This window comes from Streptomyces tremellae, assembly GCF_039540215.1.
GTDB classification, from domain to species: Bacteria; Actinomycetota; Actinomycetes; order Streptomycetales; family Streptomycetaceae; genus Streptomyces; species Streptomyces tremellae.
The window spans coordinates 1-16,425 of the sequence record NZ_BAABEP010000051.1; the positions used below are offsets into that span (position 1 = coordinate 1).

Genomic DNA, 16,425 nt, shown 5'->3' on the forward strand with positions numbered 1-16,425 from the left:
CCACATGCTCACAGTTGTCCAACACCAACAGCACCCGCCGACGCGCCAGATGCTCCACGAGGAGGCCGAGCGGCTCGCCCGTGCGCGGGTCGGCGGCGCGCAGGCTCTCGGTGCCCGCGCCGCGCAGCACGGTCTCGCGGGCGCCCAGCGCGGCGAGCACCGCCTCGGGCACGGCCTCGGGCGCGTCGACGGGGGCGAGTTCGGCGAGCCACACGCCGTCGGGGTAGGCGGGGGCGCCCTCGGCCTCCGCCGCCTCCTGGGAGAGGCGGGTCTTGCCGGCGCCGCCCGGCCCCGTGAGGGTGACGAGGCGGGAGCGCGCGAGGTCGTCGTGGAGGGCCCGGATGTCCTCCCGCCGGCCCACGAAGGAGGTGAGCCTGGCCCTGAGGTTGCCCACCGCGTGCGGGCCGGGCGGCGGCGCGCCGGCGTCCGCGGACGCGGGGGCCTGCTCGGTCCCTGCCCCGGGGGCGGCCGGCCGCCGGTCGCCGCCCGCGAGCAGCTCGCCGTGGAGAGCGCGCAGTTCGGGCCCCGGATCGGTACCGAGCCGATCGGCGAGCGCGCGGCGTATCCCCTCGTACGCGGCGAGCGCCTCCGCGGGGCGCCCGGCGTCGCGCAGCGCCCTGATCCGCAGCGCCTGCGCCCGCTCGTCCAGGGGGGACGCCTCGCACAGCGCGGTCAGTTCCGGCAGCGCCTCGTCGGCCCTGCCGAGCGCGAGCGCCGCGGCGAGGCCGGCGCGGTGCGCCTCCCTGCGGCGGGCCTCCCAGCGCAGTGCCTCGCCCGCCCGGTCGGGCAGGTCGGCGAGGGCGGGCCCGTGCCACAGCGCGAGCGCCTCGGTGAGCCGCGCGTCCGCGGCGGTCGCGTCGCCCGCGTCGAGCGCCCGCGATCCCTCGGCCGCGAGGCGGGCGAAGCGGTGGACGTCCACGTCGTCCTCGGCCGCGCACAGCCGGTAGCCGCCCTCCACGGAGGCGACCGCACCGTGCCCGAGCGCCCGGCGCAGCCGCCCGACCAGGGCCTGGAGCGCGGCGACCGCGTCGGCGGGCGGGTCGCCGTCCCACACCTGCGCGACGAGGGCGCCGACCTGCACCGTACGGCCGGGGCGCAGGGCGAGCGCCGTGAGCAGGGCACGCAGGCGCGCGCCTCCGACGGCGACGGGCGTGCCGTCGTCGCGGAATGCGTGGGTGGTGCCCAGGACTCGATAGCGCATGGCGCCATTGTCCCCCAGCCGGGGCGCGCGGCGGCGGGGGCGGCGGGCGGCGGCCGGGGCGGGTGGCCCCGGGTTCAGTCGGCCTGTTCTGGGGCCGCCCCGGCACGCCGGGCCGCGCGGGGGTTCCGTGGGCGTGTCATGGTGGGCGCGGCGTCGGCGTCGCGGACGGCGAGCGCGACCGGCACGGCGAGCAGGGCGGCGGCCGCGGCGGCGAGGAACGCGGCGCGGTAGGCGTCCGGGCCGGCGGGGACGCCTCCGCCGGCCGCGCCGCCCGCCGCCGAGAGGACGGTGCTGAGGAGCGCGACGCCGACCGCGCCGCCGAGTTGCTTCCCCGCGTTGAAGACGGAGGACGCCCGCCCGGTCCGCTCCTTCGAGACAGTGGCCATGGAGGCGGCCTGGCTGGGGATGAACACGAAGGAGACGCCGACGCCGAGGCAGAGCATGAGGAGCCGCACCTGCCAGGGGTCCGTACCGCCGCCGACCCTGGCCATCGATGCCAGCGCGGCGGCCATGGCCAGCAGTCCGGCGGCCGTGATCCTGCGGGGGCCGAAGCGCCGGTAGAGCACCCTGGTCACGAGTTGCCCGCCGGCCATGACGCCGAGCGCTGAGGGGAAGACCGCGAGCCCCGACCGCACGGCGGACAGGCCGAGCGCGTCCTGGAAGAACAGGGCGGCGAGGAACAGCGCGCCGAGATAGGCGACCGAGGCGAGGCCGTACAGGCCCGTCGCGCAGGCGAACATGCGGTTGCCGAGCAGGCGCAGGTCGAGCAGGGGCCTAGGCACGCGCAGTTCGACGGCGGCCAGCGCGGCGAGCAGCACAGCGCCCGCGCCGAGCGCGCCCGCCACGGGCAGGGCCGTCCAGCCCCGCGAGGGGCCCTCGGCCAGGCCGTACATGAGCGAGCCGAGCCCGAGTCCGGAGAGCAGCAGGCCGGTCACGTCGAGGCGGCCGGGGTGCGCGGGGGCGTGCCGGGCGAGCCCCAGGGCGCCGAACACGAGCGTCGCCGCGCCGATCGGCACGTTGACGAAGAACGCGAACCGCCACGACAGGTACGTCGTGAACACGCCGCCGAGGATCGGGCCGAGGGCCGGCGCCAGCGCAGTGACCAGCGCGAGGACGCCGGAGATCCGGACGCGCTCGGCCGGCGGGTAGACGCGGAAAAGCATCGCGAGCCCGACCGGGGTCATCACCGCGCCGCCGGCGCCCTGCAGGACGCGGAAGGCCACCAGCGCGCCGAGGCTCGTGGAGCAGCCGCACAGCGCCGACGCGGCCGTGAACAGGGCGACGGCGCCGAGCAGCGCCCGCCGCCCGCCGATCCGGTCGCCGAGCCAGCCGGAGGCGGGGATGAAGACCGCGAGGCTCACCAGGTAGGCGACGGAGACGAGGCCGACGCCGTCGGCGCGGGCGTGCAGGTCGCGGCCGAGGGCGGGCAGGGCGACGTTGACGATCGTGGTGTCCAGGACGGCCATGAACGTGGCGGCGACATAGACGACGGCCACGACCGGCTTCTGGTCCGGGCGAACTCTCATGGCAAAAAACACTAGCACTATCGATGATTGACTCAATCATTGAAAACATAAACTAATGGCATCGGCTAACATCGGACTCTGTGATGACGGCCTCAGACCTTCCCGTCCCGGTCGTGGACGGCCCTTACGACGACCCGGCGGCCGAGGCGTGGCAGCGCATCCGCGCGATCAGCCACAACCCGGCCGCGATGGCCGCCTTCCACCGGATCGTGGAGGAGACCGGGCTGCCGCTCGCCCCCCTGCGGGCGCTCCTCGTCCTCCCCCTGGACGAGCCGCTGCCGATGCGGCAGCTCGCCAAGCGGCTCGGCTGCGACAACTCCTATGTGACCTCGCTGGTCGACGCCCTCGAACAGCGCGGTCTCGCCACCAGGCAGCAGCACCCCACCGACCGCAGGGTCAAGGTCATCGTGCTCACCGGCGAGGGGCGGGAGCTGACCAGGCGGGCCCAGCTCGCCGACACCACCCCGCCCGCCTCCTTCTCGGGCCTCACCCCCGCGGAGGCCACCACGCTCCGGGATCTGCTGCGCAAGCTCGGCCCCGACGGGGCCTGAAATCCCGACCGGGCCCAGGACCCCGACCGGGCCCAGGACCCCGACCGGGTCCGGGACCCCGACCGGGCTCAGGGCCGGAGCGCGCCGCGGCGGGTGACCGCCCAGACGAGGAGGGCGGCGAGCGAGAGCGCCCCGCCGGTGACGCAGACCGCGGGCCAGCCGCCCGTGTCCCAGGCGGTGGTGGCGACGACGGAGCCGATCGCGCCGCCGATGAAGTTGCCCGCGATGTACGCCGTGTTGAGGCGGCTGCGCGCCTCGGCCGAGATCTGGAAGACGCGGGACTGGGCGAGGATGTTCTGCCCCTGGATGCCGATGTCGAGCACGATGATGCCGAGGACCAGCACCACGAGGACGTGCCCGCCGAAGCCGACGACCACCCAGGAGACGAGGATCAGCGCCCAGGCGAGGCCGACGCCGGCCACCGACCTGCCCCGGTCGTGCAGGCGGCCCGCGCCCTGGGCGGCGAGCGCGCCGATGAGCCCGGCCACGCCGAAGAAGCCGATCGCGGCCGTCGGGTAGTCGTACGGCGGTCCTGAGAGCAGGAAGGTCAGCGAGGTCCACAGCATCGTGAACACCGCGAAGCCGAAGATCCCGAACACCATGCTGATCCGCAGCCTGGGCTCGTGCGCGATGAGCGAGAACACCGACTTCAGCAGGGCTCGGTAGGGCAGTGTGGAGGAGCGGGCGGGCAGCGTGGGGATGGACCGGTACAGCAGCGCCGCGAGCACGACGGCGGCGACCGCGGCCGCCAGGAAGACGATCCGCCAGCCCGCGGCTGAGGCGACGAGCCCGGCGAAGATCCGCGCGACAAGGATGCCGGTGAGGATGCCGCTGACGACGATGCCGACGACCTTGCCGCGGGAGGCGTCGTCGGCGAGGTCCCCGGCGAGCGGGGTGAGGATCTGGCCGGCCACGGTGGTGACGCCGACGGCGATCAGCGCGCCCGCGAGCGTCCCGATGTTCGGCGCCGCCGCGCAGGCGCCGAGCGCGAGGGCGGAGAGCACCATCATCACGGGGATGAGGACGCGCCGCTGGCGCAGGTCGCCGAGCGGCACGATGAACAGGATGCCGAGCGCGTAGCCGACCTGGGTCGCGGTGACCAGCAGACCGACCGTGCCGTCGCCCGCGCCGAGGTCGCCCCCGATGACGTCGAGGAGCGGCTGCGCGTAGTAGAGGCTGCCCACGGCGGCGCCTGCGGCCACCGCGAACAGCACCAGCAGCGGACGTGTCATCAGCGAGTGGCGCGCGCCGGGCGCCGGGCCCGCGCCAGCGTCCCGCGGGGAGCCCTCCCCCGCGGCGGGCGCCGCGTCCGCCCTGCCGCCGCAGCCTCCGTCGCCCGTACCGTCCCGGTCCGTTCGCACCACCGCCCGCCGTCCTCTCCGTCGCGCCCGCTTCTCACCCGTCCGGACGAGTCTAGAATTCCGCGGTGAACGCGATCCTTCCCACCTCGGAAAACCTGCGTGCCGCGCTCGCGGGCCTGCTGGACGGCGTGCCGCCGGCGCGGGCCGCGGCGGCCGTCGACCGGCTGATCGCCACGTACCGGGGGGCCACGCCCACCGAGGCGCCGGTGCTGCGCGACGCCTCGGACGCCGCCGCGTACGCCGCGTACCGGATGCCCGCGACGTTCGAGGCGGTACGGGCCGCGCTCGGCGCCCTCGCGGACGCGGCGCCAGGCTGGCGCCCCGAGAGCCACCTCGACGTCGGCGGCGGCACCGGCGCGGCCGTGTGGGCGGCGGGTGCCGTCTGGCCCGGCGGGCGCCCCACGACGGTCCTCGACTGGGCGGAGCCCGCGCTCGCGGTCGGCAGGGAGCTGGCGGCGGGCGTGCCCGGGCTCGCGGACGCGGTGTGGCGGCGGGCCAGGATCGGCGCGGCCGGCGGCGAGCTCCCCGAGGCCGGCCTGATCACGGTCGGCTATGTGCTCAAGGAGCTCGCGGCACCCGGCCGGGCGGCGCTGGTGAGGGCAGCCGCGCGGGCGGGCCGGGCGGTGGTGGTCGTGGAGCCGGGCACGCCCGACGGGTACGAGCGGGTGCTCGCGGCGCGCGGCGCGCTGGTCGCCGCGGGCTTCACCGTCGCCGCGCCGTGCCCGCACGACGGGGCCTGCCCGATCGAACGGGGCGCCGACTGGTGCCACTTCGCGGCCCGGGTCGGCAGGTCGTCGCTGCACCGGCAGGTGAAGGGCGGCTCGCTGCCGTACGAGGACGAGAAGTTCAGCTACGTGGCGGCGGTGCGCGGGCCCGGCGCGGTCTCCCCCGCGCCGTCCCGGGTGGTGCGCAGGCCGCAGCTGCGCAAGGGGCAGGTGCTGCTCGACCTGTGCACGGCGGCGGACGGGCTGCGGCGCACGACGGTGACGAAGCGGCACGGGCCGCTGTACCGGGCGGCGCGCGACACCGACTGGGGCGACGCCTGGCCGCCACCCGGGGAGGCGGACGGGGACGGGCAGGCCGGCTGACCCGGGCGGCGGACGGCCGCGCGGCACCGGCCGCCGCCCCGCGCGCGGCGCCTCAGGACCCCGTGGCGCCCGTCACGCCCTCAAGGCGGCTGATGACCGCGACCTTGCCGCTGGCCGGCACCTCGGCGACCTGGCTCGACATCCAGTCCTTGGTGAGCTTGGTGTGGACGGTGCCGCGCACCAGCGGCCGTACGTCCGCGGCGACTTGGGGGCGGTAGCCGGCGGCCGTGGTCTGGCGCTGGAAGTAGCGGGTCGCGAAGAAGACGAAGGCGCCGCCGTCCTGCGTGGAGAGCGCGAGGGGCGTGAACGCGCCGCCCTTGAGGGGCTGGTCGGCGTACTGGACGGTGCTGGCGGGCTGCTTCGCGTCGCGGGCGCGGTCGGCGCGCCACCGGTCGGTGTGCGGTCCCGGCGCGAAGTCGTCGGGGCTGCCCGTCTGGAGGTACGAGGCGTAGTCGGCGCTCAGCCGGGCGGGCGCGACCGCGAGGTCCGCGCCGGTGGGCGGGACCGCGTAGCCGTCGGAGCCGGTGGTGAAGCGCGGTGTCGCCCCCGCGGCCATGGTCGTCAGATAGGCGGCCTTCCAGTCCGCGTCGGGGCTCTCGCGGACGAACGCCATCAGCCAGCGGACCTCGTTGTCCCCGGTGCGCTGCTGTCCCGCTGGCGCCGCGTCCGCGACGAACCACCGGGGCCAGCCGGCCTTCTTCGGGATGGTGAACCGCGGGTCGTTCAGCACCAGATCGGTGTGGTGCGGATTGCCGCCCGGACTGGTCACGGACTTGGACCGCAGCCCGGCCTGGTTGATCGCGCCGAGCGCGCCGGTGACCCGGCCCTTGTCGAGGGCCGGGTCGTACGCCTTGTCCGCGGCGTTGTACGCGTCGACGAAGGCGGTCAGGGCCTTCGCGGCCTCACTCCGCTTCACCGACGGGACGACCGCCAGTTCCCCGTGCACCGTCACGCAACCGCTCGCCGTCAGCGAGAGCACCGCCATGGCCGCCGTCGCGAGCCACGCCGTTCGAATCGGCCTTCTCATCGGTCGTCTTCTGCTTCCCGGACCTCGTGGACCCATCCCGTCCGAAGAACCCTACCGGCAGGAGGAACAGCGTGAGGGCCGGGACCAGGTAGACGAGCCACACCACGGACTGGAGCACCGTCGGGTCGGGCTGGAAGTTGAGCACGCCCTTCAGCAGGGTGCCGTACCAGCTGTCCGGCGGAACGGTGTCGCTGATGTCGAACGCGAGGTGGGTGAGGCCGGGCAGGATGTTCGCCTCCTGGAGGTCGTGGAAGCCGTAGCCGACGACGCCCGCCGCGACGACGACCAGCATCCCGCCGGTCCAGGTGAAGAACGCGGCGAGGTTGATGCGGATGGCTCCCCGGTAGAACAGCCAGCCGAGCACCACCGCCGTCAGGAGGCCGAGGACCACGCCGGCCAGCGGGGCGGGCGTGCCGTCCGAGGACGCCCGTACGGACGCCCATACGAACAGCGCGGTCTCCAGGCCCTCGCGGCCCACCGCGAGGAACGCGGTGGCGACCAGCGCGCCCGTGCCCATCCGGAGCGCCGAGTCGAGCTTGCCGTGGAGTTCGGCGCGCAGGTGCCGCGCGGTGCGGCGCATCCAGAACACCATCCACGTCACGAGGCCGACCGCGACGATCGACAGGGAGCCGCCGAGGCCCTCCTGCGCCTCGAACGTCATCTCCTGCGAGCCGAATTCGAGGGCGCAGCCGAACGCGAGGGCCAGCACGACGGCCGCGCCGACGCCGTACCAGATCGGCCTGAGGGCGTCGCGGCGGCCGGTCTTGACGAGGTACGCGACGAGGATGCAGACGACCAGACTGGCTTCGAGCCCCTCGCGCAGGCCGATCAGGTAGTTGGCGAACACACCGGGTTCCTTCCGCGTCGGACGAGCGCGCGGGGGCGCGCTCCGTTGCACACGTGCTCTGCGGAACCTGACGGGCCGTGGTTCATGCCGCCATCAGCTCCCTTCCCCACCAGTCGTCCGTGTCGCGGACGCCGGGCGGGACCGCGAAGACCGCGGAACCGACGTGCTGGATGTACTCGTTGAGGGCGTCGCCGCGCGCGAGGCGCCGCTGCACCGGGATGAAGGCGCGGCGGATGTCGCGCTGGTAGGCGAGGAAGAACAGGCCCGCGTCGAGCCGGCCGAGGCCGTCCGTGCCGTCGGTGTACGAGTAGCCGCGGCGCAGCATCCTGGCCCCGCCGTTGGCGGCGGGGTGGGCGAGCCGCACGTGCGCGTCGGGCGGCAGCGCGGCGAGGTCGGGCCTGTCGTGCTCGCGGGTCTTGCCGTAGGGCGCGCCCTCGCCCTTGGTGCGGCCGAACACGTCCTGCTGGTCCTTGAGCGGGGAGCGGTCCCACACCTCGATGTGCATGGAGATGCGGCGGGCCACCAGGTAGGAGCCGCCGGCCATCCAGGCGGGGCCGTCGTCCGCGCCGACCCACACGTGCCGGTCGAGCAGGGCGGTGTCGGTGCCTGCGATGTTGTCGGTGCCGTCCTTGAACCCGAAGAGGTTGCGGGGTGTCTGGGTGCCGGGCGTGGTGGACGAGGTCTTGCCGAAGCCGAGTTGGGACCAGCGGATCGCGGCCGTTCCGAAGGCGATCCTGGCGAGGTTGCGGATGGCGTGCACGGCGACCTGCGGGTCGTCGGCGCACGCCTGCACGCACAGGTCGCCGCCGCTGCGGGCCGCTTCGAGGGCGTCGCCTGGGAATGCCGGCAGGTCGACGAGGGCGGCGGGCCGACGGGCCGCGAGCCCGAAGCGGCCCTCGGCGAAGAGGGAGGGGCCGAAGCCCACGGTGAGGGTGAGGCGGGACGGCGGGAGGCCGGCCGCCTCGCCGGTGTCGTCGGGCGGCGCCTCGGCGAGCGCGGGTACGGCGCCGCCGCCGATCTCGCGGCCGGCGGTCATCCGCTCGGCCGCGCGGGTCCAGTCCCCCAGCAGCCGGACGAGTTGGGCCCGGTCGCCGGTGGTGACGTCGAACGCGGCGAAGTGCAGCCGGTCCTGGACGGGGGTCGCGATCCCCGCCTGGTGGGTGCCGTGGAAGGGGACGGCCTCGGCACCGGGCGCGGGCGCGCCGGAGGAGCCGCCCAGGGCGGCGGCCGCACCGCCGCCCGCCGCGGCGGCGGCGACCGCGAGCCTTGCGTCGCCGCAGCCGAGCAGGGCGCGGCGGGACGGCGCGCGGGGCGCCCCCTCCCGTGCGCTCCCCCGCGGTGGTTCGTCGGGTGGTGTCTCGCTCATCGGGGCTACTTCACGACCGCGGCGGCGAGCTTCGACAGCGGCTCGGCGAGCGCGTTGACGCCGTCGGAGAGCTGCTTGCGCTGGGCGGGGGCGACCTTGGTGTAGGCCACGAACCCGTCGGAGCTGTGGCTGTCGTGGTACTTGGCGAGCAGGGTGTCGATGGCGGCGAACTGCTTGTCGAGTTCGGCGGAGAGCGCCGGGTCGTTCTTCCGCGCGACGGGCTTGAGGAGTTCGTACGCCTTCTGCGCGCCGTCGACGTTGGCCTGGAAGTCCGACAGGTCGGTGTGGCTGTAACGGTCCTCCTCGCCGGTGATCTTGTTGGTGGCGACCTCGTCGAGGAGTTCCTTGGCGCCGTTGGCCATGGAGGTGGGGGTGATCTCGGCGCGGCCGACGCGCTGCTGCCAGTCGGCGAGGTCCTTGTCCAGCTGGTCGGCGAGCGCCTTGGAGTCGGCGGAGAGCTTCTTGTCCTGCCAGAGCTGCTTCTCCAGGGCGTGCCACCCGGTCCACTTCTGGCCGTCCTCCAGGCCGTCGGCGCGGGTGTCGGTCTTCGGGTCGATGTCACCGAAGGACTCGGCGACGGGCTCGGTGCGCTCCCAGCCGACGCGTGAGGGCGCGAACGCCTTCCGCGCGGCGGGGATGTCGCCCGCGCGCACGGCGTCGGTGAAGGTCTTGACCTTGGGCAGGGTGGCGTCGGCCTGGGCCTGCGCGTAGGCGCGGTAGGCGTCGACGGCGGCGTCCTTGGCGGGGTCGCGCCTCTCCGCCGTGCCGCCGGTGACGGTGACCTTCTTGCGGATGCCCTGACCCTTCATGCCGGGTATGCAGGCGATGTTGTACGTGCCGGCCTTGACCTCGGCGGTGACGGTGGCGCGGGTGCCGGGGCCGAGGTTCTCGCGCTCGGTGGCGATCCGGCCGTCGGGGAAGAGGAGTTCGACCTCGGTGACCCTGGAGCCCTGGTTCTCCACGGCGAGCTGGACGTGGCCCGCGGCGAAGGACGCCGTGGAGACCGCGCAGGAGTCGTCCTTGGCGGTGACGTGGACGGCGGGGCCGCCCTTGCCTCCGGACGCGGCGTCGGTCTTGTCGGCGCAGCCCGTGACGGCGGTCAGGGCGGCCACCGCGGCGACGGCGGTGGCGACGGTGGTTCGGGCAGGGCGCATGGAGGCTCCACGGGTGCGTTCGGCACGACGACGGCGCGTCGGGCACACAGTCGGGGTACAGCGGGCTGACAGGTTCGGTCCGGGGCCCGGGTTCTGGGCGAACGGGCCCCGTGCGGGGGTGGGCGGGGCGGACCACCGACCAAGGCCAGGCAAACCTAATTTAACGAAGGCTTACCTTACCCATAGCCACCCGTCCAGTGATGTGGATCTCATTTCCCACGTAGCGGGGCATCACGGTCATCGACCGGCCATGCGATCCGTTGGCGCAGGTCACATTCAGGTCAAGCGATGCCCAAGAGAGGGGCCCGCGCCAGGAGGTGCTTGAATGCCCGCGTGACAGACCAACCGCGGTCGGCCGCGCCCGCGCCGCACCTCGACGTCCTCCGGGTGTTCTGCGCGGGCGACGGGCGCCACGGCAACCCGCTCGGGGTCGTACGGGACGGCAGGTCCCACCGCGGGCAGGGCCCGCGACAGGCCCTGGCGGACCGGCTCGGCCACAGCGAGACCGTCTTCGTCGACGACCCGGAGCGCGGCGTGGTGGACATCTACGCGCCGGGCCTGCGGCTCCCGTTCGCCGGGCACCCCCTCGTCGGCGCGGCCTGGCTGCTCGACGTGGAGTCGCTCCAGGTGGAGGCGGGCGAGGTGTGGGTGCGCCAGGACGGCGAGTTCACCTGGATCACGGCGCGCCCCGAGTGGGTGCCGCCGCGCGCGCTGCGGCAGTACGCCTCGCCCGCCGAGGTCGACGCGCTGCCCGCGCCGCCGCCGGGCGAGGGCCGGCTGTACGCGTGGGCGTGGGAGGACGAGGCGGCGGGCCGCGTCAGGGCGCGGGCGTTCCCGCGCCGCGACGAGGCGGTCGTCGAGGACGAGGCCACGGGCGCGGCGGCGCTGCTGCTCACGGCGGAGCTCGGCAGGGCGCTCAACATCACGCAGGGCAGGGGCTCGCAGCTGCTGACGGCGCCCGCGCGCGACGGCGAGATCGAACTCGGCGGCCGGGTGCGGTTCGCGTCGTGACACCGCCGCGCCGCCGCACGGCTCCGCGGGCCCGGTGCCGTGCCGGAGGCCGTACGCACCGGACCCGGGGTGCGCTCAGCCGCGGTGCGCGGCGGCCGGCGCCCGGCCGAGCGCGGTGCGTGCGTAGACACCTGGCGGCCGTCGCGCCGCGCCGTGAGGAGGCCCGCGTCGCGCACCACCGCCAGGTGCACGGAGACGGACGAGGCGGCGAGGCCGAGGCGCCGCGCGAGCAGGGTGGTGGAGGCGGGGGCGTCGAGCACGGCGAGCAGCCTGGCCCGGTTCGGGCCGAGGAGCCGGACGAGGGCCGGCGGCACCGCGCCGCCGCCCTGTCGCTCAGGGGCTGGGACGCCGGGTCCTGGGGCCGGGTCTCCGGGCCGCCCTGCGGTGCCGTGCGCCCGGCACGGCCCCTCAACCCTCCGATGCCGCGCGCGGGGCAGAGAACGGTCGGCTGCCACGGCGGCGCGAAGCCGCTCACGACATCCGGCCACACGAACACACTGGGCGTCAGCAGCACACCGCGCCCGTCGAGCCGCTGGGCCACAGGGAAGCCGGGGAACACCTCGTCCACCCGCAGGGTCAGGGTGTCCGGCGCCCACGCCACCCTGCCGTCGAGGTCGGCGAAGAGGGCTTCGAGTCCTCCGGCCGCGAGCCGCCGCGGTCTGTAGGCGATGTCCGCCTCCAGCACGCCCCGGATACGCGGCCATTCGGGGGCGAGCAGGGTGTGCCAGGCGCGCTCCGTGGCATCGGCGAGCGACCGTACGGCGGCGGGGTCCCGCAGCAGCCGCTGTCCGCGCGACGGTTCGAGGGCGCCGGGCGTGCAGGCGAGCGAGCGCGCCATCTCGGTCCTCGCCCGCTCCCCGTCGGTGGCGCGCAGCCGGGCGGTCTCGTCCTCGAAGATCCCAAACGCGGCGGTCGGCGGCGGCCCGAGGAAGCCGGGCGGGTCACCGCGGCCCTGCCGCGGGATGAACAGCCGCAGGTCGGCCAGGTCGAGACCGGCGGCGGCCCGCGCGGTGCGGGCGAGCCACGGGCGGTGGTAGCGGTGCCGGCCCGGCCTGCGCAGCAGCCGCAGCGCCTCGTGCGTCTGGCACAGCGGCGACACCGCGAACCGGCAGCGCGTCAGGTCGTCGGCGCACAGGCGCATGACAGGGGCATGGCTCTCCCGGTGTCTTGCGTCGCGGACCGGACGGGACCGCGGCGCGGCGGCGGGGATTCGGCCCAGGACGAAAGAGCAGAGCGGGCGCCCCGGTGCCCGCGACGCTCCCGGACAGGGGGGCAGGCCCCCGCCGCCCCGCTCCCGCCAGGAGGTCCCCTTGGCCACCGAGTCACCGGCCGCCCCAGGGCCCGCAGGCCCGGCCCCTACTGCGCTCGCGGCGCGCGGCGCGCTGGTCGCGGCGGGGCCGCGCGGGGTGTTCCTCGCGGGCGCCGTGTGCACCGTGCCCGCGCTCGTCCCGCTCGCCGCGGTCCGCCGCCGCGCGGGCGGCGCCCCGCGCGGCGGCGGGGCTCAGGCCGCCGGATAGAGCTCGCCCAGCTCGCGGAAGACCGCGCCGTTGCACTCGAAGGCGCGGCGGCACTCGTCCGCGATCCGCGCCTTCTCCGCCGCGTCGACCGGCAGCGCGTCGAGCCTGGCCCGGTACGCGCGCTTGTACGCGGCGGGGTTGCCGATGGCGTCGAAGGCGTAGAACCGCACGCCGTCGCCGCGGTGGGCGAAGCCCCACAGCTGCTCGGCGCGGGCCCCGAGCGCCTGGCCGCCGGAGAGGTCGCCGAGGTAGCGGGTGTAGTGGTGGGCGACATAGCCGCCGCGCCAGGCGGCGGCGCAGTCCTCGATGCGGGCGGCGTAGGCGGCCGTGGCGGGCAGCGGCTCCAGGTCACTGCGCCAGTCGGGGCCGCGCAGGTACGCGAGGTCGCGGGCGAGCTCGGGGGTGCGGGCGAGCTCCGGCCTGACGAACGGCCCCGCGACGGGGTCGGACGTGAGGCCGTCGCGGGCCGCCCCGCCCTCCAGGGCCGCGTAGACGAACCACAGCTGCTCGGTGTAGCGGGCGTACGCCTCAAGGCCGAGTCTGCCGCCGATGAGGTCGCTCATGAAGGACGAGGTGCTGACGGCGGCGTGCTGCGCCGCCGAGACCTCGCGGATGCGGGTCGAGAAGGGGACGGTGGCTGTCGGCACGGGCGGAACCTCCGGACCTGGGGGGACGACCGAGGGACACGGAGAGCTTAGCTTAGGCTTACCTAAGTAACCACCCGTGCGCCTCGCTGGGTTTTCCCGACGTCCTGTCGGGAAAACCGTACCCCGTCCCGGCGTCAGGGCAACGTGAGGATTTCCGCGCCCGTCGCCGTCACCACGAGGGTGTGCTCGAACTGGGCCGTCCTGCGGCGGTCCTTCGTCACCACCGTCCAGCCGTCCTCCCACAGGTCGTAGTCGTAGGAGCCGAGCGTCAGCATGGGCTCGATGGTGAAGGTCATGCCCTCGCGGATGACAGTCGTCGCGTGCGGGCTGTCGTAGTGCGGGACGATGAGGCCGGAGTGGAAGGCGGTGTTGATGCCGTGGCCGGTGAAGTCGCGCACGACCCCGTAGCCGAACCGCTTGGCGTACGACTCGATCACCCGGCCGATCACGTTGATCTGGCGGCCGGGCCGCACGGCCTTGATCGCCCGGTTCAGGGACTCCCTGGTCCGCTCGACCAGGAGCCTGGACTCCTCGTCCACGTCCCCGCAGAGGTAGGTCGCGTTGGTGTCCCCGTGCACGCCGCCGATGTAGGCGGTGACGTCGAGATTGACGATGTCGCCGTCGCGCAGGACCGTGGAGTCCGGGATGCCGTGGCAGATGACCTCGTTGACGGAGGTGCACAGCGACTTGGGGAAGCCCCGGTAGCCGAGCGTGGACGGGTAGGCGCCGTGGTCGCACATGTACTCGTGGGCGACGCGGTCGAGTTCGTCGGTGGTGACACCGGGCGCGATGTGCTTCGCGGCCTCCTCGCGCGCGTCGGCGGCGATACGGCTCGCGACCCGCATCCGCTCGATCGTCTCCGCGCTCTGCACGTCGGGTCCTTCGTACGGGTCGGGCTTGGGCTTGCCCACGTACGGCGGGCGGGCGATGGCTGCGGGGACGGGGCGCTGCGGGGAGACCGTCCCGGGGACGAGAAGCTGCTGGCCGGACATGCGGCGAGTCTAACCAGCGTCCTCCGGCCGCCCGCGGGGCAGCATGGCGGGTACGCCGGACACACGGTACGCACGGCACGGACCGGCACGGTCCCGGAGGGAAAGGCACGGACGATGGCCCTGTTCAAGAAGCGCACGGAGCCCAAGGCGGGCGAGTGGTACTACTGCCTCCAGCACAAGACCGTGGAGGAAGGGGTCCAGTGCCCCGCCAAGAACCGCTTCGGACCCTACGCGTCGCGCACGGCGGCGGAGCACGCGATGGAGAAGGTCAGGGAGCGCAACGAGGAGTGGGACAACGACCCCGCGTGGGGCGGCGACGGCTCCGCGGGCTGACCGCGCCCGCGTACCCGCCGGGGCCTCCCGGAGAGCCGGGGACCGGACCGACCGCGGCGCGCCCGGCCCCCGCGCGCTCAGGGGCGCGCGGTGAAGCGGGAGGGCGGGGCGCCGAAGGCCCGGGTGAAGGCGGCGGTGAACGCGGCGGGCGAGGCATAGCCGAGGCGTCCCGCCACCTCGCCGACCTGCGCCGTGCGCAGCAGCGGCACGGCGGCGAGCAGGCGGGCCCGGCCGCGCCAGACGGCCGGGCTCTCGCCGGTCTCGGCGCGGAACCTCCGGGTGAAGGCCCGCTCGCTCATCGCCACCAGGCCCGCCCACTCCCGGTTGGTGGTGCCGGCGTCCGGCTCCGCCAGGTAGGCGCGGCAGAGGCCGGCGAGGTCGGCGGAGGCCGGAATGCCGACATGGAAAGGCAGCGGGGCCAGCGCGGCGATCTCGTGCAGCAGGAGCGCAGCGACGGCTCCCTCGCGCCCCGCGAGGTCGTAGTCGGGCCCGAATGCGGCCGCCGCGGCGAGCAGTTCACGCAGCAGCGGCGGCACGTCGACGACCGTGCAGGTCGCGGGCCACCAGGGGACGGCGCCCGGCTCGACGTACAGGCTGCGCGTGCTCACCTCCAGCATGCGCACGCGGTGCCGGGTGGCCGCGGGGATCAGCACGGCGCGCTCGGGCGGCACGGTCCAGTTGCCCTGCGCGGTGTCCACGACCATGACGCCGGTGGCGCCGTAGAGGAACTGCGCGCGCCGGTGCTCGTGCCAGTCGAGCAGGTGGCCCGGCGGATAGTCGGTGCCGACCGGCAGTACGGCACGCCCGACGTGGTCGACCTCGGCCAGGGGAACGTTCCTCACCGGGCCACCGTAGCGGCCGCCCTGGCCGGGACACGAAACAATCGCGCCGACCATCGCATGCGCGCCCCGGGTCGCGGCTGGTGGGGTGGAGGCATGGATGTGGTGGCACTGCTCGGGATCGGGCTTCTGACCGGCGTGACGACGGTGGCCTTCGGCTTCGGCGGGGGCTTCGTCACGGTGCCGGTGGTGGTGTGGGCGGACCGGGCTCTCGGCCCCGACGCGATGCGGGTGGCGACGGCCACCTCCGCGCTGGTGATGGTGGCGGGCGCGGGGCTCGCGACGGCCGTCACACCCCGGCGGGTGCTCGCGGCCCTGCGCGGCTGCGGCCCGCTGCTCCTGCTGCTCGTGGCCGGCGCCTCGGCGGGAGCGCTCCTCGCGCGCCTCGCCCCCGCGGGCCTCGCGCACTGGGCCTTCGTCGGCTATGTCGTCCTGACCGTCGCCGACGTGCTGCTGCGGCCCGGCTTCCTGCGGCCGCGCCGCGGCGTCGAGCCGGACGGGACCGGGGCGCCGCGCCCGCTGTCGCCGGTGCTCGGCGCGCCCATCGGCGCGGTGGCGGCCTTCCTCGGCGTGGGCGGCAGCGTCATGACCGTGCCCGCGATGCGGCGCGCCGGGCATCCGATGCGGGTGGCCACGGCGCTCGCCAACCCGCTCACCCTCGCCGTCGCCCTGCCGACCGCGGCGGTCTGCCTCGCCCCGGCCGCGCCGGCCGCCGGGGGCACGCCGGTGCACCTGGTGGGGCTCGTCGACGTCCGGTCGGCCGCCGCGCTGCTGGCCGCGTCCCTCCCGGTGATCGTGCTGCTCAGGCGGCACCCGCCGCGCGTCCCCGACGGCGTCCACGCCTGGGCGTACGTGGGGCTGCTCGCGGCGGTCGCCGTCGCCATGGTCCTGACCGGACGCTAGCCCCGGCGCGGGCCGCCAGGGGCCCCGCCCGGGGGGGGCGGGCGCGCGGTCCGGCCCCCCGG

The 16,425-nt window shown here is 75.4% G+C and carries 17 protein-coding genes; 6 read left to right on the forward strand and 11 right to left on the reverse strand.

Annotated features, from left to right (window positions below; genetic code table 11):
* On the reverse strand, positions 1-1,201 hold a 1,201-nt coding region (locus ABEA77_RS26205), incomplete at its 3' end, for an AfsR/SARP family transcriptional regulator (protein WP_345652492.1).
* A gap of 74 nt (positions 1,202-1,275) precedes the next feature.
* Complete coding sequence (locus tag ABEA77_RS26210) at positions 1,276-2,727, reverse strand: MDR family MFS transporter (protein ID WP_345652495.1); 1,452 nt, start codon at positions 2,725-2,727, stop codon at positions 1,276-1,278.
* An 83-nt stretch (positions 2,728-2,810) separates the two neighbouring features.
* On the opposite strand from ABEA77_RS26210, the gene ABEA77_RS26215 reads away from it, so the two are divergent.
* Positions 2,811-3,278, forward strand: a complete 468-nt coding sequence (locus tag ABEA77_RS26215) for a MarR family winged helix-turn-helix transcriptional regulator (protein ID WP_345652498.1) — start codon at positions 2,811-2,813, stop codon at positions 3,276-3,278.
* Between the two features lie 68 nt (positions 3,279-3,346).
* Here the strand turns inward: ABEA77_RS26215 and ABEA77_RS26220 are convergent, their stop codons facing one another.
* Positions 3,347-4,642 (reverse strand): MFS transporter, encoded by a 1,296-nt coding sequence (locus tag ABEA77_RS26220; RefSeq protein ID WP_345652501.1) that lies wholly within the window; start codon positions 4,640-4,642, stop codon positions 3,347-3,349.
* A 62-nt stretch (positions 4,643-4,704) separates the two neighbouring features.
* Between ABEA77_RS26220 and ABEA77_RS26225 the strand changes: the two genes are divergently transcribed.
* Positions 4,705-5,727 (forward strand): small ribosomal subunit Rsm22 family protein, encoded by a 1,023-nt coding sequence (locus ABEA77_RS26225; RefSeq protein WP_345652503.1) that lies wholly within the window; start codon positions 4,705-4,707, stop codon positions 5,725-5,727.
* 52 nt (positions 5,728-5,779) lie between these two features.
* On the opposite strand, the gene ABEA77_RS26230 is transcribed toward ABEA77_RS26225, so the two are convergent.
* From ABEA77_RS26230 to efeO, 4 genes are all read right to left on the reverse strand, one after another.
* Positions 5,780-6,712 carry an SCO2278 family lipoprotein gene (locus tag ABEA77_RS26230; protein WP_345652506.1) on the reverse strand — a complete coding sequence of 311 codons (933 nt, stop codon included), beginning with the start codon at positions 6,710-6,712 and terminating at the stop codon, positions 5,780-5,782.
* Positions 6,630-7,601: an iron uptake transporter permease EfeU gene (gene efeU, locus ABEA77_RS26235; RefSeq protein ID WP_345652509.1), complete on the reverse strand. Its 972-nt coding sequence runs from the start codon at positions 7,599-7,601 to the stop codon at positions 6,630-6,632. Before efeU ends, ABEA77_RS26230 begins: the two co-directional genes overlap by 83 nt.
* Positions 7,602-7,683: 82 nt before the next feature.
* Positions 7,684-8,967 carry an iron uptake transporter deferrochelatase/peroxidase subunit gene (efeB, locus tag ABEA77_RS26240; protein WP_345652512.1) on the reverse strand — a complete coding sequence of 428 codons (1,284 nt, stop codon included), beginning with the start codon at positions 8,965-8,967 and terminating at the stop codon, positions 7,684-7,686.
* A 5-nt stretch (positions 8,968-8,972) separates the two neighbouring features.
* Positions 8,973-10,121 (reverse strand): iron uptake system protein EfeO, encoded by a 1,149-nt coding sequence (efeO, locus tag ABEA77_RS26245; protein ID WP_345652515.1) that lies wholly within the window; start codon positions 10,119-10,121, stop codon positions 8,973-8,975.
* A 333-nt stretch (positions 10,122-10,454) separates the two neighbouring features.
* Between efeO and ABEA77_RS26250 the strand changes: the two genes are divergently transcribed.
* Positions 10,455-11,132, forward strand: coding sequence for a PhzF family phenazine biosynthesis protein (locus ABEA77_RS26250; protein ID WP_345652518.1), 678 nt, complete (start codon positions 10,455-10,457; stop codon positions 11,130-11,132).
* On the opposite strand, the gene ABEA77_RS26255 is transcribed toward ABEA77_RS26250, so the two are convergent.
* Positions 11,044-12,273, reverse strand: coding sequence for a DUF5937 family protein (locus ABEA77_RS26255; protein WP_425588393.1), 1,230 nt, complete (start codon positions 12,271-12,273; stop codon positions 11,044-11,046). The two genes, ABEA77_RS26250 and ABEA77_RS26255, sit on opposite strands and share 89 nt — an antisense overlap.
* Before the next feature lie 169 nt (positions 12,274-12,442).
* On the opposite strand from ABEA77_RS26255, the gene ABEA77_RS26260 reads away from it, so the two are divergent.
* Complete coding sequence (locus tag ABEA77_RS26260; RefSeq protein WP_345652521.1) at positions 12,443-12,649, forward strand: hypothetical protein; 207 nt, start codon at positions 12,443-12,445, stop codon at positions 12,647-12,649.
* Here ABEA77_RS26260 and ABEA77_RS26265 read toward each other — a convergent pair.
* A complete protein-coding gene (locus ABEA77_RS26265; protein ID WP_345652524.1) occupies positions 12,634-13,296 on the reverse strand; it encodes a biliverdin-producing heme oxygenase in 663 nt (220 codons plus the stop codon). The two genes, ABEA77_RS26260 and ABEA77_RS26265, sit on opposite strands and share 16 nt — an antisense overlap.
* A gap of 134 nt (positions 13,297-13,430) precedes the next feature.
* The gene (gene map / locus ABEA77_RS26270) at positions 13,431-14,288 is read right to left on the reverse strand and encodes a type I methionyl aminopeptidase (protein ID WP_345652527.1); all 858 of its coding nucleotides are present in this window, start codon (positions 14,286-14,288) and stop codon (positions 13,431-13,433) included.
* A 114-nt stretch (positions 14,289-14,402) separates the two neighbouring features.
* Between map and ABEA77_RS26275 the strand changes: the two genes are divergently transcribed.
* Complete coding sequence (locus ABEA77_RS26275; protein WP_345652530.1) at positions 14,403-14,621, forward strand: hypothetical protein; 219 nt, start codon at positions 14,403-14,405, stop codon at positions 14,619-14,621.
* A gap of 77 nt (positions 14,622-14,698) precedes the next feature.
* Here ABEA77_RS26275 and ABEA77_RS26280 read toward each other — a convergent pair whose 3' ends face one another.
* Positions 14,699-15,463, reverse strand: coding sequence for an AraC family transcriptional regulator (locus ABEA77_RS26280; protein WP_345652533.1), 765 nt, complete (start codon positions 15,461-15,463; stop codon positions 14,699-14,701).
* A 93-nt stretch (positions 15,464-15,556) separates the two neighbouring features.
* On the opposite strand from ABEA77_RS26280, the gene ABEA77_RS26285 reads away from it, so the two are divergent.
* Complete coding sequence (locus ABEA77_RS26285) at positions 15,557-16,363, forward strand: sulfite exporter TauE/SafE family protein (protein ID WP_345652536.1); 807 nt, start codon at positions 15,557-15,559, stop codon at positions 16,361-16,363.
* Positions 16,364-16,425 lie beyond the last annotated feature (62 nt).